Origin of the sequence: Pseudomonas sp. LLC-1, from assembly GCF_002992185.1 — a bacterium.
GTDB lineage: Bacteria > Pseudomonadota > Gammaproteobacteria > Pseudomonadales > Pseudomonadaceae > Aquipseudomonas > Aquipseudomonas monteilii.
The window spans coordinates 134,290-156,100 of sequence record NZ_LUVY01000017.1 but is presented as its reverse complement, the minus strand read 5'-3'; the positions used below and the strand labels follow the sequence as shown (position 1 = coordinate 156,100).

At 63.9% G+C, this 21,811-nt stretch carries 16 protein-coding genes and 1 riboswitch; of the genes, 6 read left to right on the top strand and 10 right to left on the bottom strand.

Annotated elements, in window-relative coordinates:
- Nucleotides 1-88: 88 nt before the first annotated feature.
- The 4 genes from A0O30_RS19190 to A0O30_RS19175 form a co-directional block, all read right to left on the bottom strand.
- A complete protein-coding gene (locus A0O30_RS19190; protein WP_105947553.1) occupies nucleotides 89-1,492 on the bottom strand; it encodes an efflux transporter outer membrane subunit in 1,404 nt (467 codons plus the stop codon).
- Nucleotides 1,492-4,623, bottom strand: coding sequence for an efflux RND transporter permease subunit (locus A0O30_RS19185; protein ID WP_105947552.1), 3,132 nt, complete (start codon nucleotides 4,621-4,623; stop codon nucleotides 1,492-1,494). Before A0O30_RS19185 ends, A0O30_RS19190 begins: the two co-directional genes overlap by 1 nt.
- Before the next feature lie 15 nt (nucleotides 4,624-4,638).
- Complete coding sequence (locus A0O30_RS19180) at nucleotides 4,639-5,781, bottom strand: MexC family multidrug efflux RND transporter periplasmic adaptor subunit (protein WP_105947551.1); 1,143 nt, start codon at nucleotides 5,779-5,781, stop codon at nucleotides 4,639-4,641.
- A 140-nt stretch (nucleotides 5,782-5,921) separates the two neighbouring features.
- Nucleotides 5,922-7,247, bottom strand: coding sequence for a sigma-54 dependent transcriptional regulator (locus A0O30_RS19175; protein WP_060496949.1), 1,326 nt, complete (start codon nucleotides 7,245-7,247; stop codon nucleotides 5,922-5,924).
- Between the two features lie 342 nt (nucleotides 7,248-7,589).
- Here A0O30_RS19175 and A0O30_RS19170 point away from each other — a divergent pair, with 342 nt between their 5' ends.
- Nucleotides 7,590-7,856 carry a hypothetical protein gene (locus A0O30_RS19170; RefSeq protein WP_013972506.1) on the top strand — a complete coding sequence of 89 codons (267 nt, stop codon included), beginning with the start codon at nucleotides 7,590-7,592 and terminating at the stop codon, nucleotides 7,854-7,856.
- Nucleotides 7,857-7,961: 105 nt separating this feature from the next.
- Here the strand turns inward: A0O30_RS19170 and A0O30_RS19165 are convergent, their stop codons facing one another.
- The 4 genes from A0O30_RS19165 to cobW form a co-directional block, all read right to left on the bottom strand.
- Entirely contained in the window at nucleotides 7,962-8,528 is a 567-nt protein-coding gene (locus A0O30_RS19165; RefSeq protein ID WP_105947669.1) for a VWA domain-containing protein, read from the bottom strand.
- A 101-nt stretch (nucleotides 8,529-8,629) separates the two neighbouring features.
- On the bottom strand, nucleotides 8,630-9,640 hold the full coding sequence (locus tag A0O30_RS19160; protein WP_105947550.1) for an ATP-binding protein: 1,011 nt from the start codon (nucleotides 9,638-9,640) through the stop codon (nucleotides 8,630-8,632).
- A 1-nt stretch (nucleotide 9,641) separates the two neighbouring features.
- The gene (gene cobN / locus A0O30_RS19155) at nucleotides 9,642-13,403 is read right to left on the bottom strand and encodes a cobaltochelatase subunit CobN (RefSeq protein WP_105947549.1); all 3,762 of its coding nucleotides are present in this window, start codon (nucleotides 13,401-13,403) and stop codon (nucleotides 9,642-9,644) included.
- A 3-nt stretch (nucleotides 13,404-13,406) separates the two neighbouring features.
- Complete coding sequence (cobW, locus tag A0O30_RS19150) at nucleotides 13,407-14,474, bottom strand: cobalamin biosynthesis protein CobW (protein WP_105947548.1); 1,068 nt, start codon at nucleotides 14,472-14,474, stop codon at nucleotides 13,407-13,409.
- 99 nt (nucleotides 14,475-14,573) lie between these two features.
- A riboswitch (cobalamin riboswitch) is annotated at nucleotides 14,574-14,788 on the bottom strand.
- A gap of 100 nt (nucleotides 14,789-14,888) precedes the next feature.
- On the opposite strand from cobW, the gene A0O30_RS19145 reads away from it, so the two are divergent.
- The 4 genes from A0O30_RS19145 (at nucleotide 14,889) to A0O30_RS19130 (ending at nucleotide 18,675) form a co-directional block, all read left to right on the top strand.
- A complete protein-coding gene (locus A0O30_RS19145; protein WP_105947547.1) occupies nucleotides 14,889-15,266 on the top strand; it encodes a glyoxalase superfamily protein in 378 nt (125 codons plus the stop codon).
- A complete protein-coding gene (locus A0O30_RS19140) occupies nucleotides 15,263-15,622 on the top strand; it encodes a hypothetical protein (protein WP_105947546.1) in 360 nt (119 codons plus the stop codon). The genes A0O30_RS19145 and A0O30_RS19140 overlap by 4 nt, the downstream gene beginning before the upstream one ends.
- A gap of 319 nt (nucleotides 15,623-15,941) precedes the next feature.
- Entirely contained in the window at nucleotides 15,942-17,519 is a 1,578-nt protein-coding gene (locus tag A0O30_RS19135; protein ID WP_105947545.1) for an ATP-binding cassette domain-containing protein, read from the top strand.
- Nucleotides 17,520-17,655: 136 nt separating this feature from the next.
- Nucleotides 17,656-18,675, top strand: a complete 1,020-nt coding sequence (locus A0O30_RS19130; RefSeq protein WP_012272061.1) for a branched-chain amino acid aminotransferase — start codon at nucleotides 17,656-17,658, stop codon at nucleotides 18,673-18,675.
- A 391-nt stretch (nucleotides 18,676-19,066) separates the two neighbouring features.
- On the opposite strand, the gene A0O30_RS28040 is transcribed toward A0O30_RS19130, so the two are convergent.
- Nucleotides 19,067-20,101, bottom strand: coding sequence for an RHS repeat-associated core domain-containing protein (locus A0O30_RS28040; protein ID WP_105947544.1), 1,035 nt, complete (start codon nucleotides 20,099-20,101; stop codon nucleotides 19,067-19,069).
- Nucleotides 20,102-20,434: 333 nt separating this feature from the next.
- On the bottom strand, nucleotides 20,435-20,863 hold the full coding sequence (locus A0O30_RS19120; protein WP_105947543.1) for a multidrug/biocide efflux PACE transporter: 429 nt from the start codon (nucleotides 20,861-20,863) through the stop codon (nucleotides 20,435-20,437).
- Between the two features lie 92 nt (nucleotides 20,864-20,955).
- On the opposite strand from A0O30_RS19120, the gene A0O30_RS19115 reads away from it, so the two are divergent.
- Nucleotides 20,956-21,810, top strand: coding sequence for a LysR family transcriptional regulator (locus tag A0O30_RS19115; RefSeq protein ID WP_105947668.1), 855 nt, complete (start codon nucleotides 20,956-20,958; stop codon nucleotides 21,808-21,810).
- Nucleotide 21,811 lies beyond the last annotated feature (1 nt).

Below are 21,811 nucleotides of genomic sequence, written 5' to 3'. Positions count from 1 at the left end.
CCTGAGTGGCCTCAAGCAAAAAAAAAGGCCCCTGAGCACAAGTCCCAGGGGCCAAAGCGGTTGGATCATCCAACCAAAGGAGCCGTTGTCAGCCGCGTTCAGGCCACCCGCCGCCCAGGGCACGGAACAGGTCCACCAGCGCCAGCTGCCGCTGCGTACTTACCTCGATAAACGCCGCCTCGTTCACAAAATCACTCCGCTGCGCATCCAGGTAGCGCAGGTGGCTATCGATCCCGCCCTCGTAACGCGCCTTGGCCAGGGCCAGGGTGGCACGGCTGGTGTCGGCCAGGGTTCGCCGCGCCACTTCCTCGCGGCGCAGGGTATCGGTGGCCGCCAGGGCATCTGCCACTTCACGAAACGCCTGCTGAATTGTCCCTTCGTACGCGGCTACCGCTGAATCCTTGCGCGCTTCGGCCAGGCTCAACCCCGCCCGGTTGCGCCCGGCATCGAAGATGGGCAGCGACACCTGGGGCATGAAGCTCCAACTGCGCGAACCGCCGTCAAACAGCCCAGACACCTGGGTACTCGACGTACCCAGGCTGCCGGTAAGACTGATACGCGGGAAGAACGCCGCCCGCGCCGCGCCAATGTCGGCATTGCGCGCCCGCAGGCGGTGCTCGGCGGCGAGAATGTCCGGACGCCGCTCAAGCAGCGCCGAGGGCGCACCGGGGACGATGTCCTGCAGCACGCTCGGCGCGGTTTGGCGCTCGGTCGGCAAAGCCTTGGTCACCTCACTGTTGCCCACCAGCAGCACGAGCGCGTTATAGGCCTGGCGTTGCTGGCGCAGATTGCTCTCCTGCTCGGCGCGGGATTGCTCGACCAGGCCAAGCGCCTCCTGATGGTCCAGGGCCGTGGCGGTGCCTGCGGTACGACGCTGGCCAATCAGCGCCAGCGAGTCTTCGCGGCTGGCCAGGGTCTGCCGGGTCAGCGCCAGGCGCCGCTCGCTGCCGTCGAGGCTCAGGTAGGCCTGACTTACCTCGGCAATCAAGGCGATGCGCGCCGCACGGCCCGCTTCTTCGGTAGCCAGGTATTGCGCCAGCGCCGCATCACTCAGGCTCTTCACCCGGCCAAACAGGTCTACTTCGTATTCGGGCAGCGACAGGCCGACCTGATACGTACTGGCAACCCCTTCGCGGCCCTCGCTGGCCAGCGCGGCAGGCTGGTGCTGGCGGTTACCTGACGCCACGCCGCTCAACCCCGGCATGCGCTCAGCACGCTGGATGCGGTATTGCGCCCGCGCCTGGTCAATGTCCAGCAGGGACTGGCGCAGCGAGCGGTTGTTGTCCAGCGCCGCGCTCACCAGTTGGCGCAACGTCGGGTCAACGATAAACGCCTGCCAGTCCAGCTGGCCCACCTGCTGCCCCGGAAAGTGGGCCTCATCGCGCCACTGGTTGGCCACCGGCGCTTCGGGCCGCTGGTAGGTGGGGGCCAGGGAACAGCCGCTGGCCAGCACCGCCAAGGTGAAGGGTACTAACAGATTACGCAGGGTCATCATTCCAGCACCTCGGCAGGTTGGGCCTGCTGCGCCGGTTTGCGCTTGAGCCGCGACAGCACCCAGACAAAACAGATCGGCACGAACACCACCCCCAGCAACGTCGCGCTAAGCATGCCGCCGATCACCCCGGTGCCAATCGCCCGCTGGCTGGCGGCACCGGCACCACTGGCGATGGCCAGGGGCACCACGCCGAGAATGAACGCCATCGACGTCATCACGATTGGCCGGAAACGCAGGCGTGCAGCCTCGATGGCAGCGTCACGCAGGCTGTAGCCCTTCTCCCAAAGCTCTTTGGCGAACTCGACGATCAGGATGGCGTTCTTCGCTGCAAGGCCGATGATGGTGATCAAGCCGACCTTGAAATACACGTCGTTGGGCATGCCGGTGACCATCACTGCCAGCACCGCCCCCAGCGCACCGATCGGCACGATGAGCATCACCGTCAGCGGGATCGCCCAGCTTTCGTACAGTGCCACCAGCAGCAGAAACACCACCAGGATGGCCAAGGCGAACAGGCTGCTGGCCTGGCCACTGGAAACCTTTTCCTGGTACGACAGGCCCGTCCAGGCGTAGCCGATCCCCGGCGGCAGCTCGCTGACCAGGCGCTCCATCTCGGCCATGGCCTGGCCGGTGCTGTAGCCCAGTGCGGCATCGCCGGAAATACGGATGGACGGGTAGCCGTTGTACCGCACGATCTGTACCGGCCCTTCTTCCCAGTGGGTGCTGACAAAGCTGCTGAACGGCACCTGCTGGCCATCGGTGTTGGGGGCGTACAGCCGCAGCACGCTTTCTGGCGTCATGCGCTCGCCCTGCTCGGCCTGCACCACCACCCGCTGTTGCCGGCCGGCGTTGGTGAAGTCGTTGATCACCGCCGAGCCAAAGGCAGTGGCCAGGGTGTTGTTGATGGTTTCGAAGGTGACGCCCAAGGCGCGGGCCTTTTCCCGATCGATGTCAACCCGCAGCTGCGGGGCCTCGGCCAGGCCTTCCATCATCGCGTAGAGGATGACCGGGTTGTCGTTGGCCTCACCAAGCACTTTGTCACGTGCCGCCAGCAAGGCGTCACGGCCCAGGCCGCCTCGGTCGAGCAGGCGCAAGGCAAAACCACCCGCGTTACCCAGGCCATCGATGGGTGGCGGGTTGACCGCCATGATCGCGCCATCACCGTAACCGGCGAACTGCGCATTGATCGCCTGGGTTTCGGCATCCACCGATTGCGCGGCGCTGCGCACAGACCAGTCCTTGTAGGTAGGGAACGCCAGCGCGGCATTTTCACCCATGCCCGAGAAACTGAAACCACTGACCATGAACGCCGACGCCAGCGCCTCACGCGACATCAGGAACTGCTCCAGGGCTTGCCCGGTCGCGTCGGTGCGCACACGGCTGGCCCCCGGCGGCAATTGCACGTCAACAATCGCATAGCCCTGGTCTTCCACCGGCACGAAGGATTCCGGCAGGCGCAGGTAGAAGTAACCGAGCACTGCCAATAGGCCGGCGTACACCAGCATGTAGCGGCCGGCACGGCGCACCAGCGCATTGTTCATCACCGAGTAGCGCTCGGTCAGCCGCGCAAAGCCACGGTTGAAGGCACCGAAGAAGCCACCCTTTTCATGGTGCCCGGGTGCCACCGGCTTGAGCAACGTAGCGCACAAGGCAGGTGTGAAGGTAAGCGCGAGAAAGCCCGAGAACAGGATCGACACCGCCAGCGACAGAGAAAACTGCTGGTAGATCACCCCCACCGAGCCGGACATGAACGCCAGCGGCATGAACACCGCCGACAGCACCAGGGTGATGCCGATGATCGCGCCAGACACCTGCCCCATGGCCTTGACGGTGGCGTCGGCCGGCGACAGCCCCTCCTCGGCCATGATCCGCTCAACGTTTTCCACCACCACGATGGCGTCATCGACCAGGATGCCAATGGCCAGCACCATGCCGAACATGGTCATCATGTTCACCGAGAAGCCCAGCAGCTTCATCACCATCAGCGTACCCAGCAGGCACACCGGCACCACGATCGACGGGATCAGCGTGTAACGGATGTTCTGCAGGAACAGGAACATCACCAGGAACACCAGCACCATGGCTTCGAGCAAGGTGTGGATGACCTTCTCGATCGCCACGTCGACAAACCGCGAGGTGTCATAGGGCACCGAATACTCGACACCTTCGGGGAAGAACGCGCTTAGCTCGGCCAGGCGCTCCTTGACCCGCTCGGCGGTTTTCAGGGCATTGGCACCCGGTGCCAGCTGCACGGCGCCAGCCACCGCCGGTTTGCCATTCAGGCGCGAGGAAAAGTTGTAGCTTTCCATGCCCACTTCCAGGCGGGCGACATCGGCCAGGCGCACCAGCGAACCGTCCGGGTTGGCGCGCAGCACCACGCGGCCGAATGCCTGCGGGTCGTCCAGCGTGCCTTGCACCGCCAGGGTGGCGGTCAGTTCCTGCTGGCTGCTGCCCGGCGCGCTGCCAAAGCTGCCGGCCGGCACCTGCACGTTCTGGCCGCGGATGGCATTGCTCACGTCGTCGATAGACAGCCCGTAGCCCACCAGTTTCTGTGGGTCGACCCACACGCGCATGGCCGCTTCTGACGAGAAGAACTGCAACTTGCCCACGCCCGGTACCCGGCGCAGCTCGTTGTTGATATTGCGCGCAGCGTAGTCACCCAGCGCCGTGGTGTCGGCCTGGCCTGCGCCATCCTTGTAGCTGAGGGCATAGATCAGCAAAAAGCCGGCGCTGGTCTGCTCCACCTGGATGCCTTGGGTGATCACCGCCTGCGGCATGCGCGCTTCGGCCTTTTTTAGACGGTTCTGCACATCGACCTGAGCCAGCTCCGGGTCGGTACCCGGCTCAAAAGTGACCACCACTTCGGCCATGCCGTTGGAGTTGTTGGTGGACTCGAAATACAGCAGGTTCCTGGCGCCGTTCAGCGACTCTTCGATGATGCTGGTGACCGAATCCACCAGCACCTTGGCCGAGGCCCCCGGGTAGGTGGCGGTAATGGTGATTTGTGGCGGCGCCACGTTGGGGTACTGGGCCACCGGCAGCGTTGGGATAACCAACAGCCCGGCCAGCGAAATGAACAGCGCCACGACCCAGGCGAAGTTCGGCCGTTTGATGAAGAACTTGGACATCGCGTTACCCTCGCCTCAACGCACTGCGGCTTGTTGCGCCGGGGCCGGTGTTACCGGCATGCCCGGGGCCAGGCCGGCAGGGCTGCCTACGATCACCTGGTCACCTGGGCGCAGGCCCTCGGTAACCTGCCAGCGGGCGCCGTGCATGGCGCCGGTGCGCACACTGCGTGCTTCGGCAACCCCACCAATGCCCACCAGCATTACCCGCGCCTCGCCGTCGTTACCGCGCTGGATGGCGCGCTGCGGCACCAGAATGGCCTGGTTGTCGGTGCCTTGGGGGGTGCGCACGCGCACATACATGCCCGGCAGCAGGATGCCGTCGGCATTGTCGAAGCGACCGCGCAGGGTGACCTGGCCAGTGCCGCGGTCCACGGCGATGTCGGTGAACATCAGCGCGCCCTGGCGCTCGTAGTCGGTGCCTTCCACCCGGGCCGTCAGGGCCTGCCGGTCACCGGCGGCCAGCGCACCGTCCTTCAGCGCCTGGCGCAGGCGCAGGGCATCGGCAGCGGACTGGGTGAAATCGACGTAGATCGGGTGCAGTTGCTGTACGCGCGCCATCAGCGTGGCGTCGCCCTGCCCGACCAGTGCCCCTTCGGTGACCAGCGCCCGGCCGATACGGCCAGAGATCGGCGCCTTGACCGTGGCGTAGCCCAGGTTCAGGCGCGCAGTCTCGACATCGGCCTGGGCCGAACGCACGGCGGCCTGGCCACTGCGCAGGTCGGCACTGGCGGTGTCGAAGTCCTGCTGGCTGACGGCCTCGATCTTTACCAGCGGCTCATAGCGGCGCACCCGTGCCTGGGCTTCGAGCATCACCGACCGGGCCCGTGCCAGATCAGCTTCGGCGCGGGCCAGTGCGGCCTTGAATGGCGCCGGATCGATCTGGAACAGCACGTCGCCAGCCTTGACGTCGGTGCCCTCCTCGAAGCGCTTGTGCAGAACGATGCCGGCTACCCGGGCGCGCACCTCGGCCACCCGCATGGGTTCGACCCGGCCCGGCAGGGTTGCCGCCAGGGTCAGTGGTTCGCTGGCGACCGTAACGGTCTGCACCGGAAAGGCCGTTTGGGCCGCAGACGGCGGCGCTTCTGCATCGCCGCAGCCGGCCAGGACGACTGCCGCCGCCAGGCAGCTGGCCATTCCTATTGCACGCAAGTTGCTCATGATTCACCCGAGCTTGAGATGGAAAAACGGCCCGGATGATAGGAGGGATAATCAAATGAGTCAATTTTGTCTCATTTGATACTTTGTTAATAATTGTGAAGCTTGGAATCCACGCAAGGCGCTGAAGATCCTGGCTTCAGTCAGCGAATCTGATGCTTGTGCAGCAGCCGGTAAAACGTCGGCCGTGAAATCCCCAGCACCTTGGCCGCCACACTCAGGTTGTCACTGTGCCGGTTCAGCACATCGCACAGTGCCTGGCGTTCGGCCCGGTGCTTGTACTCTTCCAACGTACCCAGCGGCTGTTGCTCCTGGTCGAGCAGCTGCAGCCCCAGGTCTTGCGCCTCGATCTGCCGCCCTTCGGCCAGCACCAAGCCACGGCGCACGCGGTTGGCCAGCTCGCGCACATTGCCCGGCCAGTCATGCCGGCCCATCGCCGCCAGGGCGTGGTCGCTGAACGAGCGCGGCCGGCGCCCGGTTTCCAGGCTGTAGAAATGAGCAAAGTGGCTGGCCAGCATCGAGAGGTCGCCATGCCGGTCGCGCAACGGCGCGGTCACCACCTGCAACACGTTCAGGCGGTAATACAGGTCTTCGCGAAAGCGCCCTTGCTCGATGGCCCGTTCCAGGTCCACATGGGTGGCGGCCAGCACGCGCACATCCACCGGAATCGGCTGGCTACCCCCCACCCGCTCGATGTGCTTTTCCTGCAGAAAGCGCAGCAGGTTGGCCTGCAACTCCAGCGGTAAGTCACCGATTTCATCAAGAAACAACGTGCCCCCATGGGCCGCTTCGATGCGCCCGGCCTTGCGCTGGTGCGCACCGGTGAAGGCGCCCTTCTCATGGCCGAACAGTTCAGACTGGATCAGGTGCTCGGGAATAGCCCCGCAGTTGATGGCAACGAAGGGCTGCTCGCTGCGTTGCGACTGGCGGTGCAGGGTGCGCGCCACCAGTTCCTTGCCGGTACCGCTTTCACCTCGGATCAGCACCGGCGACTCGGTGGGCGCCAGTTTGCCCAGCAATTTGCGTAGCTCGCGGATCGGCCGGCTTTCGCCGAGCAGTTCGTGGGTGGCTTCATCCACCTTCACCGCCCCTTTGCCACGCAGGCGTGCCATGCCGAACGCCCGGCCAAGGGTGACCTGCACGCGGGAGACGTCGAATGGCAGGGTGTGGAAGTCAAAGAACCATTCGCAGACAAAATCGCCGACGGCCGGCATGCGCAGTTGTTCGGCACTGAGCACGGCAATCCATTCGGTATTGCTGCGTTTGATCATGTCCTTGACCGCATCAGGGTGCCTGAGGTGCGAAGCCTGCAAGCGCAACAGGCCTACATCACAAGGATGGTCCAGCGCCCCGCCGAGCACGCAGCTGTCCACATCCCAGCCTGCGCTGCGCAGGCCAGGTAACAATCGGTGGCAGTCGTCGCAGGGGTCGACGATAAGCAAACGGCGTTGAGCGGCAAGCTGTTGCATGACCGATCCTTGGCGCCAGTTTTTGGTTTTATGAAGTAAAACAGCAAGTTGTGGCGCCCGTTTAACAGTAGCAACGAAGTTGACGGTTCCCAGTACCGTCTGTCTGCCGACGCATTTTTTTACAAAGCGTCACGGGAATTTTCGCGTTTTATCGACATCACATGGCGGCGCAGGCGAGAACGGATTCGACCCTGACAAAAAATTTTACATCCATTGTGTGACTTGCCCCCGGACAACGAGCATCAGTACACATAACCCCGCGCTGCACTTCGCGATGATTGAGGCGACTTTGAAGCAACGCGGACTTAACTTCGCTGTTTGGGACCATAGAGAGACCGAACCATGAATGCCCCGCTCCGTGTCAACGAAGCACTGCTGATTGCCGACCACGCCTTCGAACCTTTCCAGTGCGTAGCCTGGGATGCACCCAACGGTACTGGTGAACTGAGCCTGGCAGTGATCGACCGGACCAGCACCCGCATCGGCAGCAAACAAGTGTCTTCGCGTATCTATTCAGACCCGGCCCAGTGGGCCAGCCTGATCGAGGAAGTGCGCGCCGAACTGTGCGAAAAAGGGTACGACCTGCAACCGTGGTCGATGCCGAAGTAATAACGCCCGGCAATTCAAGTGCGTGCAACGTCACGCACTTGTTTGCATGCAAAGTTGCTGTTCTGGCAACTTTTCTATTGCGACATAGTGTCGCGCCAATACGGTTCAGTCCAAGACTTTGAAGTGCTGCAAGTGCTGGTAATCGGCCTGCAATTGCTCAGCCAGACGCTGTGCGCGCCCGAGACGAACGGGGGCAAGTTCCATATCCACCAACAATGTTGCACAGGGCATGGGCTGCACGGCATTCCAATGTTGCAGGCGACCGTCGGTAAACACCAGGCAGCGCATGGCTTCAGCCGGATGGGCGCGCTGACGCGCCAGAAGCCAGTGCCGAGCCTGTTCCAACGCGGCGATCAGCGGCGTACCGCCACCGGCACCCAAGGCCTGCAGCCAGGGCTGCAAGGCCGCCGAAGCCTTCAGGCCGTGGCGTTGCCATTGTGGCGTTTGCCCGCTGGCGGTGAGCAGGGCCAACCGGGCGCGCTGGCGGTAAGCCTGGTCGAACAGGGCTGCCAACAGCCCTTTGGTTTGCGCCAGCGCCTGATGGCGACGGGTGGAGGCCGAGGCATCGACAATCACCAACCACAGTTCTGCGGGCCTGGCCTGGCGCTGTTGCCAGCACAGGTCCCGGGGTAACCGTGGCCGCCCCTTGAGCAAGGTCGGCAGCCAGGCCACCCGACCGGTCGCCGCACTGCGTGCCCGGCCACGGCTGGCCCCACCCTGCTTGCCCACGCCAGGTCTGGCATCCGCCCCTTTGGCAGGTGGCTGGCGAATGCTCAGGGCTTTTTTGCCCAGTTCGGCACCTCGCGGCGGGCACCGCTGGCCACCGGCTGCGTCGGCAACGCCCCCCAGTCACCCTGCCCGCCCTGTTCGCCAGGGTGACTGGCACCCTGCTGATCGGGCTGCGACGGCGCCGACGGCGAAGGGGCCTGGGGCGCCACTTGGCGACGATGGCGCAAGGCAAACTCGGCCACCGCGTCGACATCCGCTTCTTCAATAGCCGCCCCCCCGCGCCAGGCGCAGTGGGCGCGCGCAGCGCGCAGCCACACCAGGTCGGCGCGCAGGCCGTCGACGCCAGCGGCATAGCAGCGCTCGGTGATCCACGAAAGCGCCTGGTCATCCAGCGCTATGCCGGTCAAGGCCCGGCGCGCCGCCTGGCAGCGTTCGCGCAACTGCGCCTGGGCCTCAGCCCAGTGGGCACAGAAGGCGTGCGGATCGCTGTCGAAGGCCAGACGACGCCGAATGATCTGCTGACGCGCCTCAGGCTCAGGCGAGCCTTCCAGGGCCACGTTCAGGCCAAAACGGTCGAGCAGCTGCGGGCGCAGCTCGCCCTCCTCCGGGTTCATGGTGCCGATCAGTACGAAACGGGCACTGTGCCGGTGCGAGATGCCATCACGCTCGATGCGGTTGGTGCCGCTGGCCGCCACGTCGAGCAACAGGTCGACCAGGGTGTCGGGCAGCAGGTTGACTTCATCGACATACAGCACGCCACCGTCAGCCTGGGCCAGCACGCCCGGGGAGAACTGCGCCTTGCCCTGCCCCAGCGCGGCGCCCAGGTCCAGGGTGCCGACCAGCCGTTCCTCGCTGGCACCCAGCGGCAGGGTGACGAATGGCCCCTCGCCCAGCAGGTCGGCCAGGCCACGGGCCAGCGTACTCTTGGCCATGCCGCGCGGCCCTTCGATCAGCACACCGCCGATTTTCGGGTCGATGGCCGTCAGGCACAGCGCCAGCTTCAGGTCGTCGGCACCGACCACCGCGGCCAGCGGGAATTGTACGGGTTCACTCATTTCAAGCCTGTTCCTCGCCGTCGAGCAATTGCGCCTCAAGGGCCTCGCGGTAGTCGCCTGGCGCCTGCCACAGCCCGCGCTGCTGGGCCTCCAGCAGGCGCTCGGTCAGGTCGCGCAGGGCATCGGGGTTGTGCTCGCGCATGAAGTCGCGGGTCGCCGGGTCGAGCACGTAGGCATCGGCGAGCCCCTGGTAATGATGGTCGTCGATCAGGTGCGTGGTGGCGTCGAAGGCGAACAGGTTGTCGACCGTCGCCGCCATCTCGAAGGCGCCTTTGTAACCGTGGCGCTTCACCCCGTCGATCCACTTGGGGTTCAGCGCACGGGCGCGGATAACCCGGTTCAACTCTTCCTTGAGGGTACGGATGCGCGGCCGGTCGGCCTGGCTGTGGTCGCCGTGGTAGCTGGCCACGGTAGCACCGGACAGGGTTTCCGATGCGGCCAGCATGCCGCCCTGAAACTGGTAGTAGTCGTTGGAATCGAGCAGGTCGTGCTCGTGGTTGTCCTGGTTCTGCAGCACCGCCTGTACCTTGGCCAGGCGCTGGGCAAACTGGGCGCGGGCCGGGGTACCGTCGTCGCTCCCACCATAGGCGTAGCCGCCGTGGTTGAGGTAGACCTCGGCCAGGTCGTCGCGGCTGTGCCACAAGCGCCCGTCGATGGCGTTCTGTACGCCAGCGCCATAGGCCCCAGGTTTGGCCCCGAACACCCGCCAGCCGGCCTGGCGCGCGGCCTGCTCGGCATCCACGCCTTGCCCTTGCAGCGCGGCACGCTCGCTGCGTACACGGGCGGCCAAAGGGTTGAGGTCGTCGGGTTCATCCAGCGCAGCGACGGCCTGCACCGCCGCATCGAACAGGCGGATAAGGTTACCGAAGGCATCGCGGAAAAAGCCCGAAACGCGCAGAGTCACATCCACCCGTGGGCGGTCGAGCAGGCTCAACGGCAGGATTTCGAAGTCGTCGACACGCTGGCTGCCAGTGGCCCACACCGGCCGCACGCCCATCAATGCCATGGCCTGGGCGATGTCGTCGCCGCCTGTACGCATGGTCGCCGTGCCCCACACCGACAGGCCGAGCTGGCGCAGGTGGTCGCCGTGGTCCTGCAAGTGCCGCTCAAGGATCAGGTTGGCCGAGGCGAAGCCCAGGCGCCAGGCTGTGGTGGTGGGCAGGTTGCGCACGTCCACGGTGTAGAAGTTGCGGCCGGTGGGCAGCACGTCGAGGCGCCCACGGCTCGGCGCACCGCTAGGGCCGGCGGGCACGAAGCGCCCGGCCAGCGCTGCCAGCAGACCATTCATTTCGGCTGCGCCGCAAGCGTCCAGGCTGGGGGCTACCGCTTCGCGCAAGGCCTGCACCACGTCGTGCACAGGCTGCCATTCGTTCTGCTCGGGTAGCGGTACCGTGCCGGCCAAGGCCTGACCGATCACCTGAAGTGCCAACAGCTCAAGGCGCTCGCGGGTATCTCCGCAGGTGCGCCACGGTTCGCTGCTCATGGCCTGCAAGTGCGCCGGGCGTGCGCCCTGCCACGGCTGCCCAAGCTCGCAATCGAGCGGATCGAAGCCCGGCACCAGGGCTTTGGCCAGGGCACGCAACAGGCTGGCATTGCCGCCGCGCCCGTCGCCCCGCTCAACCCGCAACAGCGCCAGCAAGGTATCCAGCCGCAAGCGGCCCTCGGGCGACTGGCCGAACACGTGCAGGCCGTCGCGAATCTGCGATTCCTTCAGGTCGCACAGGTAGGTGTCCAGGCGCGGCAGCCATATGGCGGCATCGTCCAGCTGCCCTTCCAGCTGCAGCTCGCGGTCGATGTGGTTGGCCTTGACCAACTCCAGGATGTCGCGCTGCAACTCGCGGGCACGTCGTGGGTCGAGCATCTGCGCTTCATAGAACTCGTCGGCCAGCTGCTCCAGGTGGCGCAACGGGCCATAGGTTTCGGCGCGGGTCAGCGGCGGCATCAGGTGGTCGATGATCACCGCCTGGGTACGGCGCTTGGCCTGGGCGCCCTCGCCGGGGTCGTTGACGATGAACGGGTAGATGTTCGGCAACGGGCCGAGCAAGGCGTCTGGCCAGCACTGCGCCGACAAACCGACGCCCTTGCCGGGCAGCCATTCGAGGTTGCCGTGCTTGCCGACGTGGATCACTGCATCGGCGGCGAAGGCATGGCGTAGCCAGAAGTGAAACGCCAGGTAGCCATGCGGCGGCACCAGGTCGGGGTCGTGGTAGACCGCGCTCGGGTCTACCTGGTAGCCCCGGGCCGGCTGAATGCCGACAAAGGTCAGGCCATAACGCAGGCCGGCCACCATCAGCCGCCCACTGCGGTACATCGGGTCCTGCTCGGGCGGCCCCCAGCGCTCCAACACAGCCTGGCGGTTGGCCTCGGGCAGGCGCTCGAAGGCGGCCTGGTAGTCGGCCAGGCTCAGGCTTTGGGCGCAGGGGCGCAGGTCCAGGTGGTCGAGGTCGTTGGTTACGCCGCCAAGCAGTTGGTGGATCAGTTGTGTGCCGCTGCCCGGCAATTCGGCCAGCGGATAGCCCTCGGCCTGCAGTGCCTTGAGAATGTTCAAGGCGGCGGCAGGTGTGTCCAGGCCGACGCCATTGCCAATGCGGCCATCGCGGGTTGGGTAGTTGGCCAGCACCAGGGCCACGCGCTTCTGCGCATTGGGCAGGCGCGCCAGCTCAACCCAGCGGCGGGCCAGCTCGGCAACGAAGTCCATGCGTTCGGGGTGGGCGCGGTAGCACACCACATCGGACTGGCTGCGCTCGCTGCGCCAGGCCATGTCCTTGAAACTGACCGGCCGGGTGATAATGCGCCCGTCCAGCTCAGGCAAGGCAATGTGCATGGCCAGATCGCGCGCGCCCAGCCCCTGTTCGCTGGCTTCCCAGCCGGGCTGGTTGTCCTGTGCGCAGATGGCCTGCAATACCGGGATGTCGCGGCGGAACGGGCGCAGGTTGGGGCGTTCGGGGCTGGACAGGGCAAAGCCTGTGGTATTGACCAGCACTTCGGCGCCGACCTCGTCCAGCCAGGCTTCGACCTGCTCCAGGCAGGCGCTTTCCTTGAGGCTGGCCACCGCGATCGGCAACGGGTTCAGCCCGGCAGCCTGCAGGCGCTGGCAGAACACGTCGACAAATGCGGTGTTGGCGGCCTGCAGGTGCGAGCGATAAAACAGCAGCGGCGCTACCGGGTGCTCGGGGTGCCAATGCGGGTACCAGTCTTCCAGCGTGGTGCTGCCCTTGGCCGGGTGATACACCGCCGTGCGCGGCAAGGGCTGCGGCTCCTCCCAGGCATAGTCACGGCCCAGCCACTGGCTGGCCAGGCAGTTGAACAGGTTGATGGCGTTGGCCTTGCCGCCCTGGCGCAAGTAGTGCCAGAGGCGCTCGGCCTGCTCGCCAGCGACAGTGCCCAGGGAGGTCAGCTCCGGGTCCGGGCGGTCATCGCCCGGCACCAGAATCAGCTGCACGCCACGGGCGGCCAGCTCGACCAGTTGCTCGACGCCATAGCGCCAGTAACCGACACCACCGTGCAGCGACACCAGGATGACTTTGGCATGGCGCAGCACCTGGTCGATATACAGGTCGACCGAAGCGTGGTTTTGCACCTGCATCGGGTTAGCCAGACGCAGGCTGGGGAAATCGTCTGGCAATTGCTCGGCGGTATCGGCGAGCAATGCCAGGTGTGAATCGCCGCTGCAGAGAATCACCAGCTCGGCGGGTGTCTGGCCGAGGTCGGCAATGCTGTCATCCGGCACGAAGCCGCCGGGCTGGGTCCGCAGCAGGTGCATGGGTCAGGCGCCCAGGGCCTGGCGCAGGCGCGCTTCCAGCTGGGCTGCGTCAAGGTCCTGGCCAATCAGCACCAGGCGGGTGATGCGCGGCTCGTCAGCACGCCAGGCGCGGTCGAAGTGTTTGTCGAAACGGGTACCCACACCTTGCACCAGCAGGCGCATCGGCTTGCCCGGGATGGCGGCGAAGCCTTTGGCGCGCAGGATGCCGAACTCCACCACCAGCTGGGTCAGGGCGTCGAGCAGCAGGCTTTCGTCGGCTTCTGGCAGGTCGATGGAGATGGAGTCGAAGGCATCGTGGTCATGATCATCATGGTCGTCACCGTCGTGGTGCGAGTCATGGTGGGTACGGCGGCCATCGATGTGCGCCTCGGACTCGGCGCCCACGCCCAGTAGCACGTCCAGCGGCAGCTTGCCGCTGCTGGCTTCGATCACCTTGACGGCTGGCGGCAGCTCTTCGGCCACTTCGGCACGGACCTTGGCCAGGCCTTCGGCGTCGATCAGGTCAGCCTTGTTCAGTACCACCAGGTCGGCGCTGGCCAGCTGGTCGGCGAACAGTTCGTGCAGGGGCGATTCGTGGTCCAGGTTAGGGTCGAGCTTGCGCTGGGCATCGACCTGGTCCGGGTAGGCAGCGAACGTGCCGGCGGCCACGGCCGGGCTGTCGACTACGGTGATGACCGCATCGACGGTGCAGGCATTGCGGATTTCTGGCCACTGGAAGGCTTGCACCAGCGGCTTGGGCAGGGCCAGGCCGCTGGTTTCGATCAGGATATGGTCCAGGTCACCACGGCGTGCCACCAGCTCACGCATCACCGGGAAGAACTCTTCCTGCACGGTGCAGCACAGGCAGCCGTTGGCCAGCTCGTAGACGCGGCCACTGGCTTCTTCTTCGGTGCAGCCGATGCTGCACTGCTTGAGGATTTCGCCGTCGATGCCCAGTTCGCCGAATTCGTTGACGATGACCGCAATGCGACGGCCCTGGGCGTTGTCGAGCATATGGCGCAGCAAGGTGGTCTTGCCCGAGCCGAGGAAGCCGGTGACGATGGTGACGGGGAGCTTGGCCAGTGTTTTCATGTCGCAGTGCCCTTGGCAGTGTGGCGCGGGCATGCAGGACGACAGCCACGGGCCAGGCCGGCCGGGCTTGTTCGCCACCGGATCACCCCGCCCGGTTTAAAGTCGAAAACGTGACGAGGCAGGTCTCCTGGCTTGCACCGTTCCATTTGCCTTGTATAAAGCAGGCTGTGGCGGGATGACGCCTTCCCGCGCGCGGGCGCAGTGGCTGTGTCGATCCGTTATCGGTGCTTACAGTTGCGGGGGCAGCCGCGGCTTGTACCGCGTTCCCGTCTTAGCTTCGGCCTGGCCGAAGAACCTCGAAGTGGCAAGGCTACGCAGTGGCTGGCGGGTGGTCAACCGTTGCGCAGCGCTGGCTGACCACAAGGCACCCAACTGCGTTACAGTGGCGCCTTCAACTACGGTCAAGGACGCCCCATGCACCTCGCCCCCGCCATACCGGTACTGCGCATCTTCTCGGTCGACAAGGCCAAGGAGTTCTACCTTGATTTCCTCGGTTTCAGCGTGGACTGGGAGCACCGCTTCAGCCCGGACCTGCCCCTGTATGTGCAAATTCACCGCGACGGGCTGGTTTTGCACCTTTCCGAGCACCACGGTGACGCCTGCCCAGGCTCCACCGTGTTCGCCCGCATCGACGACCTGCGCGCGCTGGAGCGTGAGCTGCAGGATAAACAATACGGCTACGCGCGCCCCGAAGCCGAACGCCTGGACTGGGGCCTGCAGATGCAGGTGTATGACCCGTTTGGCAACCGCCTGCGCTTTTGCCAGCAGATCGATGACGAGGCCAACCCGTGAAGGTATTGGGCAAACGGGAAATGGCCCGACTGGAGCGGGAGCTGGTGGCGTGCCTGACCGAAGCCTGCGAAACCGCCAAGGCGGAAATCGTCGGTTTCAGCTGGCTTACCCACCGGCTCGACCCCGAGGATTTTCCGGGCAGCCTGCGCGTTACCTGGGTGTTCGAGCAAGAGGCCGAGAAAGCGGCTGCCGTAGCAGGCGAGGCGAAGGCGCGCATGCTGACGCTGACCCGCTTGGCGCTGGAGCAGGCTGGCATTCAGTTAGACCATCCGGCCTGGCATGTGCGATTTGACAGCGAAGAGGCCTGCAAGCAGAGCCACGCAGGCGACTGGATCAAGCGATTGAACAGACGCTGAAACTAGCGCCGGCAAGATCTGGCGCCGCTCGCGCGGCGCATCGCCGGCAAGCCAGCTCCCACCTCGACCGCGCAGGCCTGAAACCATTCTCAAGCCTGGTGCCATACCTGTGGGAGCTGGCTTGCCGGCGATGAGGCCAGTGCAGGCAACACATATACGTCGGGCGGTGCTTTACCCGTCCTCATAGGTCCGTTAGGCTTCACGTTCCCCTACTACGAGGTGTTCGTCCAATGCGCCACTGATGCCGCCGTCCCCTTCGACGGCCAGTCTTCAGCCTCCGGTTCGCTCCGGAGATGTCGCGGCATTTGTGGAGTTGTGCATGACAAACACGTCAATCCTGACGCTGGACAGCGTCTCCCTGACCTTGCCGGATGGCAGGCAGCTGTTTACCGACCTTAACGAAACCTTTGACCACCGCCGCACTGGCCTGGTCGGGCGCAATGGTGTGGGCAAGAGCTTGCTCGGGCAGATTCTGGCCGGCCAGCGCGAACCGAGCGGCGGCCATTGTCGACGCCTTGGCCGTATTCACTTGCTGAACCAGCAGGTAATCGAGCAGAGCGCCACGGTTGCCGACCTGGCCCAGGCCGGCACGCTGATCGCAGCGCTGACGCGTATCGAGCAAGGCAGCATCGAGCCCCAGGATTTTGACACCGTAGGCGAGCGCTGGGATATCCGCGAACAATTGCAGATACACCTGCAACGCCACGGCCTGGGGCACCTGGACTGGCGCCAGCCCGCCAGGAGCCTGAGCGGCGGCCAGGCCATGCGCGTGGCGCTGATTGGCGCATGGCTGAGCAATGCCGACTACCTGATTCTCGACGAACCCAGCAATCACCTGGACAGCGAAGCCCGCGCCCGGCTGCTGGGCATGATCGAAGCCTGGGACCGGGGCCTGCTGGTGATCAGCCACGACCGCAGCCTGCTGGGGCACATGGTGCGTATCGTCGAGCTGTCCAGCCTGGGGTTGCAGGCCTATGGCGGCAATTACAGCTTCTATACAGAACAAAAGGCCAGCCAGACAACCCAGGCCCAGCAGCAACTCGCCCGGTTGAAGCAGGCGCAGCAACGCCAGGCCCGTGAACTGCAATGCCAGCGCGAAGACCTGGAGCGCCATCAGGCCCGGGCCGGGCGCCAGGCCAGGCACGCCAATCAGGCCAAAATTCTGGTCGATCGCCAGCACGAGCGCAGCCAGGCCACGGCGGGCAAGCAGCGCCGCGACCACGGCGAAGCCCGGCAGGCCCTGCATGACCAAGTGCGCGATGCCGCCCGCAAGGTCGAGCAGGACACCGCCATTACCTTGCATGCCCCCACACCTCAGCGCCATGCAGGCCGCGAAGTGCTGGCCCTCCAGGCGCTTCGCCTGCCCCGTGGCACCCGCAAACCGCTCGACCTGCGCGTATGCCTGGGCCAGCGGGTGGGTTTGGTCGGGGCCAATGGCAGCGGCAAGTCCACCCTGCTCAGGCTGCTGAACGGGGAATTACCGGCATCGCCTGACAACGTGCGCCTCACGGGCGAGACGGCCCTGCTCGACCAGCATTGCAGCACGCTATGCGGCCACAGCAGTGTGCTCGACCACCTGGGCAAGGCCAACCCGGCAATGGCCCAAGGCGAATTACGCAGCCGCCTGGCGCAGCTCGGGCTGGATGCGGCCCGTATCGAACTACCCAGCAGCCTGCTCAGCGGCGGAGAACGGATGAAGGCGGCACTGGCCGCCGTGCTGTATCGCGAACGGCCGCTCGACCTGTTACTGCTGGACGAACCCGGCAACCACCTGGACCTGCCGTCATTGGCCGCACTGGAGCGCATGCTGGGGCAGTTTGGCGGGGCGCTCATGGTGGCATCCCATGATGCGGTACTGCTGCAAAACCTGGCGCTGGATGAGTACCTGCAGTTGTAGATACCGAAAAAAATGCATCGCAGGCTATCAATTCGTGACTGGCCGTTCCCGATCCGCCACGGATGTATTATGGTGGCGTGGTGCGCATATAACAGCAGCCCGAGCGATCGGGCACTTGCAAGACAATGAGGGTGTCATGAGCAACGAAAGCATTAATTGGGACAAGCTGGGTTTCGACTACATCAAGACCGACAAACGCTACCTGTCCGTATGGCGCAATGGCGAGTGGGACAAAGGCACCCTGACCGAAGACAACGTACTGCACATCAGTGAGGGCTCCACTGCCCTGCACTACGGCCAGCAGTGCTTCGAGGGCCTGAAGGCCTACCGTTGCAAAGACGGCTCGATCAACCTGTTCCGCCCGGACCAGAACGCCGCCCGCATGCAGCGCAGCTGCGCCCGCCTGCTGATGCCGCACGTGCCCACCGATGTGTTCATCGAAGCGTGCAAGCAAGTGGTCAAGGCCAACGAGAAGTTCGTGCCACCGCACGGCAAAGGCGCCCTCTACCTGCGCCCGTTCGTGATCGGCACCGGCGACAACATTGGCGTGCGCACCGCCCCCGAGTTCATCTTCTCGGTATTCGCCATCCCGGTTGGCTCGTACTTCAAGGGCGGCATGAAGCCGCACAACTTCCAGATCTCCAGCTTCGACCGCGCCGCCCCACAAGGCACCGGTGCGGCCAAGGTCGGTGGCAACTACGCCGCCAGCCTGCAGCCAGGCGCTGAAGCCAAGAAGGCCAACTTCGCCGACGCCATCTACCTCGACCCGCTGACCCACACCAAGATCGAAGAAGTCGGTTCGGCCAACTTCTTCGGCATCACCGCCAACAACGAGTTCGTGACCCCGAAATCGGCCTCGGTGCTGCCAGGCATCACCCGCCTGTCGCTGATGGAACTGGCGCAATCGCGCCTGGGCCTGACCGTGATCGAAGGTGATGTCGAAATCAACAAGCTGGACCGCTTCATTGAAGCCGGCGCTTGCGGCACTGCGGCGGTGATCACCCCGATCGGCGGTATCGAGTACAACGGCAAGCTGCACGTGTTCCACGACCTGGAAAAGGTTGGCCCGGTTACCCAAAAGCTCTACAACGAGCTGACCGGTATCCAGAGCGGTGATGTTGAAGCACCGGCAGGCTGGATCGTCAAAGTCGCCTGAGGCGCTTGAGCGGTATGAAAAGCGGGGCATGCCAGCAATGGCATGCCCCGTTTTTTACCTTTTATGCTCGAAAGCATGTCCCTGTGTGGGCACGCCCGCGAATCAGGCAACTCGGTGGGTGGCACCGGCTCCGCCGGTGTTCGCGGGCATGCCCCACAGATGCAGCGCCTACCCGCTGTTTGACCGCAGTGGCTCTCCCCCCAGGCTAAAACGAAGATTACTGGCGTTTGTGCAAAGCCAAAACAGAAGAGGTCGGGGAATATGAAAGAAAGCTCAGACTCGAGTTTAACGAACCGCAAGGCCACGTACCAATTTTCACCTTAATCGGGCGCACGCAAATAACAATAGCCATAGATACTTACGAGCAAACATCTAGAACATCAGACAGCGATTACCCACCCTTCCTGATTTTTAAAGCGACTTTCAGATTACTGGTGACGTCATAGACCTGCTTTGGTCTAACTCTATACCCCGCAGACTCAATAGCGAGTCGCGGACTAACCCCATCCTTAAGGGCCATGATAATTATTTCACGTGCTTCTCTGGACCGTACTACATCCATCCCCCAAATCACCGAATCCATTTTTTTATTTAATGCTACAAGAATGGCAGCGTCTGGTTCACCCATCCGTCTAATGGGTCGACCTCGTTGCAACCCTGTTCCTGACGATGCAGATGGGTGTGCTAACCGGGTAGCAGCAGAACCCGCAACAAAGTCCCCTTGTGCTTGAACAGAGCTTGATGCCAAACTGCGCTGCGGGCCACTTTGTACAAGTGCGCCAGAGGTATTCCAGCCCCGCTGAGCATTCAATACATCCTGCACTGTGTGATCCAAAAGCAATGACGACATGGTTCCACCTTCGCTGTAACGTCTCGGCCGCTTTGATGGGTTTTTGAATACTCCCGATACGATGCGTTTCATCTGCGATTCCGACATACGTCCGGATAGGCTCACCGACCTCGGTCTTGGGGAATGCCCACTGGGGTCACTGAAATTGACCGGATCACCTGCACAGTAGGCATAACAGTTCAAACCACCTGCATCAAAGGGGCTGAGGCTGTCCGGACTTTGAGAACGCATCAAGACAGAGTTGTATCCACGATAACCATTACCGAGTAAATATAGATGGCACAGCAGCAGGTGACCATTGAATGCTGGTCGCTGCAAGGGAATATCATTGGGGTTGTGATAGCCATAGGCATTGTAGGCAACCGACTCCGGCTGTGCCTGCGACTTGACGCCTATCACTGAATCGCCGCTATCTGCAGCCAATAATACTGGATTGGTTGTTTCTTGCTCTAGTCTGGTTTCTGCCAGAATGCCTGACTGGGCTCTCATGTAAACCACGGCTGAGTTTTCTAACAAAGCGTTATAAACCCTATCGTGCTGCATGAAAAAGCGCGTGTACTTCATTGAGGAGGTCATATCTGGCTCCCGTGGACGAGGTAGCTATGCTCCCGCGTTGAATCAGATCAAGCAACTGTCAGAAATGACAGGGGGCGGGTACCACTGAACCGCACAAGTCCAATTTCGCCGCACGAGCGCCACGCAACTGAGATCGCAGGCCGCATGCGTACCCTATGGGAGCGTGCGTGTCGAGGCGTCGAACCGCCGCGAACACTGGCGAAGCCGGTGCCATACACCGCGTCGCCTGCTTCGCGGGCACGCCCGCACAACAAGGGAATGTGACTGATTTCGACATTGTGCCCTGTGCGACAGCGCAGCCAAAAGGGCTGGGAATCTCCCACAGGGAAGGGCTTATGCAAGGCGCCGCTGCATCAGCAAATGCCGGGCTTTGTCAAAGGCCCAGTTGTACAGCACGGTGTAGGGCAGGATGATCACGAAGAAGCCCAGTTCCACCATGAACGCCTGCAGCAGCGAGATATCCAGCATCCACGCCGCCACCGGCAAGCACCACACCACCAGCCCGGCCTCGAAGCCCAGACCGTGCACAAAACGCGCACTGGCCTTCCAGTGGATACGCTCGGTTTGTACCCAGCGATCGACCAGCGCGTTGTAGACCATGTTCCACAGCATGGCGATCACCGACAGGGTGACCGCCAAGGCCCCCGCCGTCGCCAGCGATTTGCCCATTACCCAGGACAACAACGGCGCACACAACAACACCGCGAACACTTCGTAACCCACGGCGTGAACCACGCGTTCGGTGAAAGACACGTTTTTCATTGCAAAATCCATCCATTGCGTAAGTCGTGCTTTCCATTTTCTTTGGTAAAACTGATACTCGCGACATAGCTACCATCGGTTTTATCAATACCATGCGCTACTCACCCGAAGCTCTGGTTGCCTTTGTCGAAGCCGCATCGCTCGGTTCGTTCTCCGCTGCGGCGCGCAAACTGCGCAAAAGCCAGTCCACCGTCAGCATTGCCATTGCCAATTTCGAGGCGGATGTCGGTTGCCCGCTGTTCGACCGGGGTGGCCGCCACCCCACGCTGAATGAGGCAGGCCGACAGGTGCTGAGCCATGTGGAGGCCATTCTTGATGCCAGCGCCCAGCTCGATGCCTTGGCGGTGCGGCTGGCGGAAAACGTGGAGCCGCTGGTGTCGGTGGTGATGTCGGACAGCTACAGCGTCACCTTCCAGGGCGCGGTAATGGCCCGTTTCGCCGAGCACTACCCGCATACCGAATTGCGCTGCGGCCCGGCGGAGGACGCTGATGTGATCGACATGATCCAGCAGGGCCTGGCGCATGTCGGCATCCTTGCCACGCAACCCGGCTACCCCGCCGACGTTGCCGTTGCCCGCTTGCCCGAACAGGCGGAGTTTGGTGTGTACGTGGCCAGCGGGCACCCGCTGGCGGGCCTTGGGCAGGTGCAAACGCACCACCTCGAAAACGCGCGGCAGCTGTACATCAAGACCTACGCCCCCAGCCTGCATCACGGCCGTGGTCAGGCTTGGTCGGCACCGGATTACCTCACGTTGCTGGAGTTCGCCGTGCGCGGGTTTGGCTGGGCCGAGCTGCCCAGGGCCTTGGTGGCAAGGTTTGGCACTGGGTTGGTGGAGTTGCAGCTAGCGGGTTACCCGCGCCGGGTGGATATGGATGTGGCCTGGTCCAGCCGGCGGGCGTTGGGGCCGGCGGGGCAGTGGCTGGTGCGGCAGATGCTGGGGCGGTAGC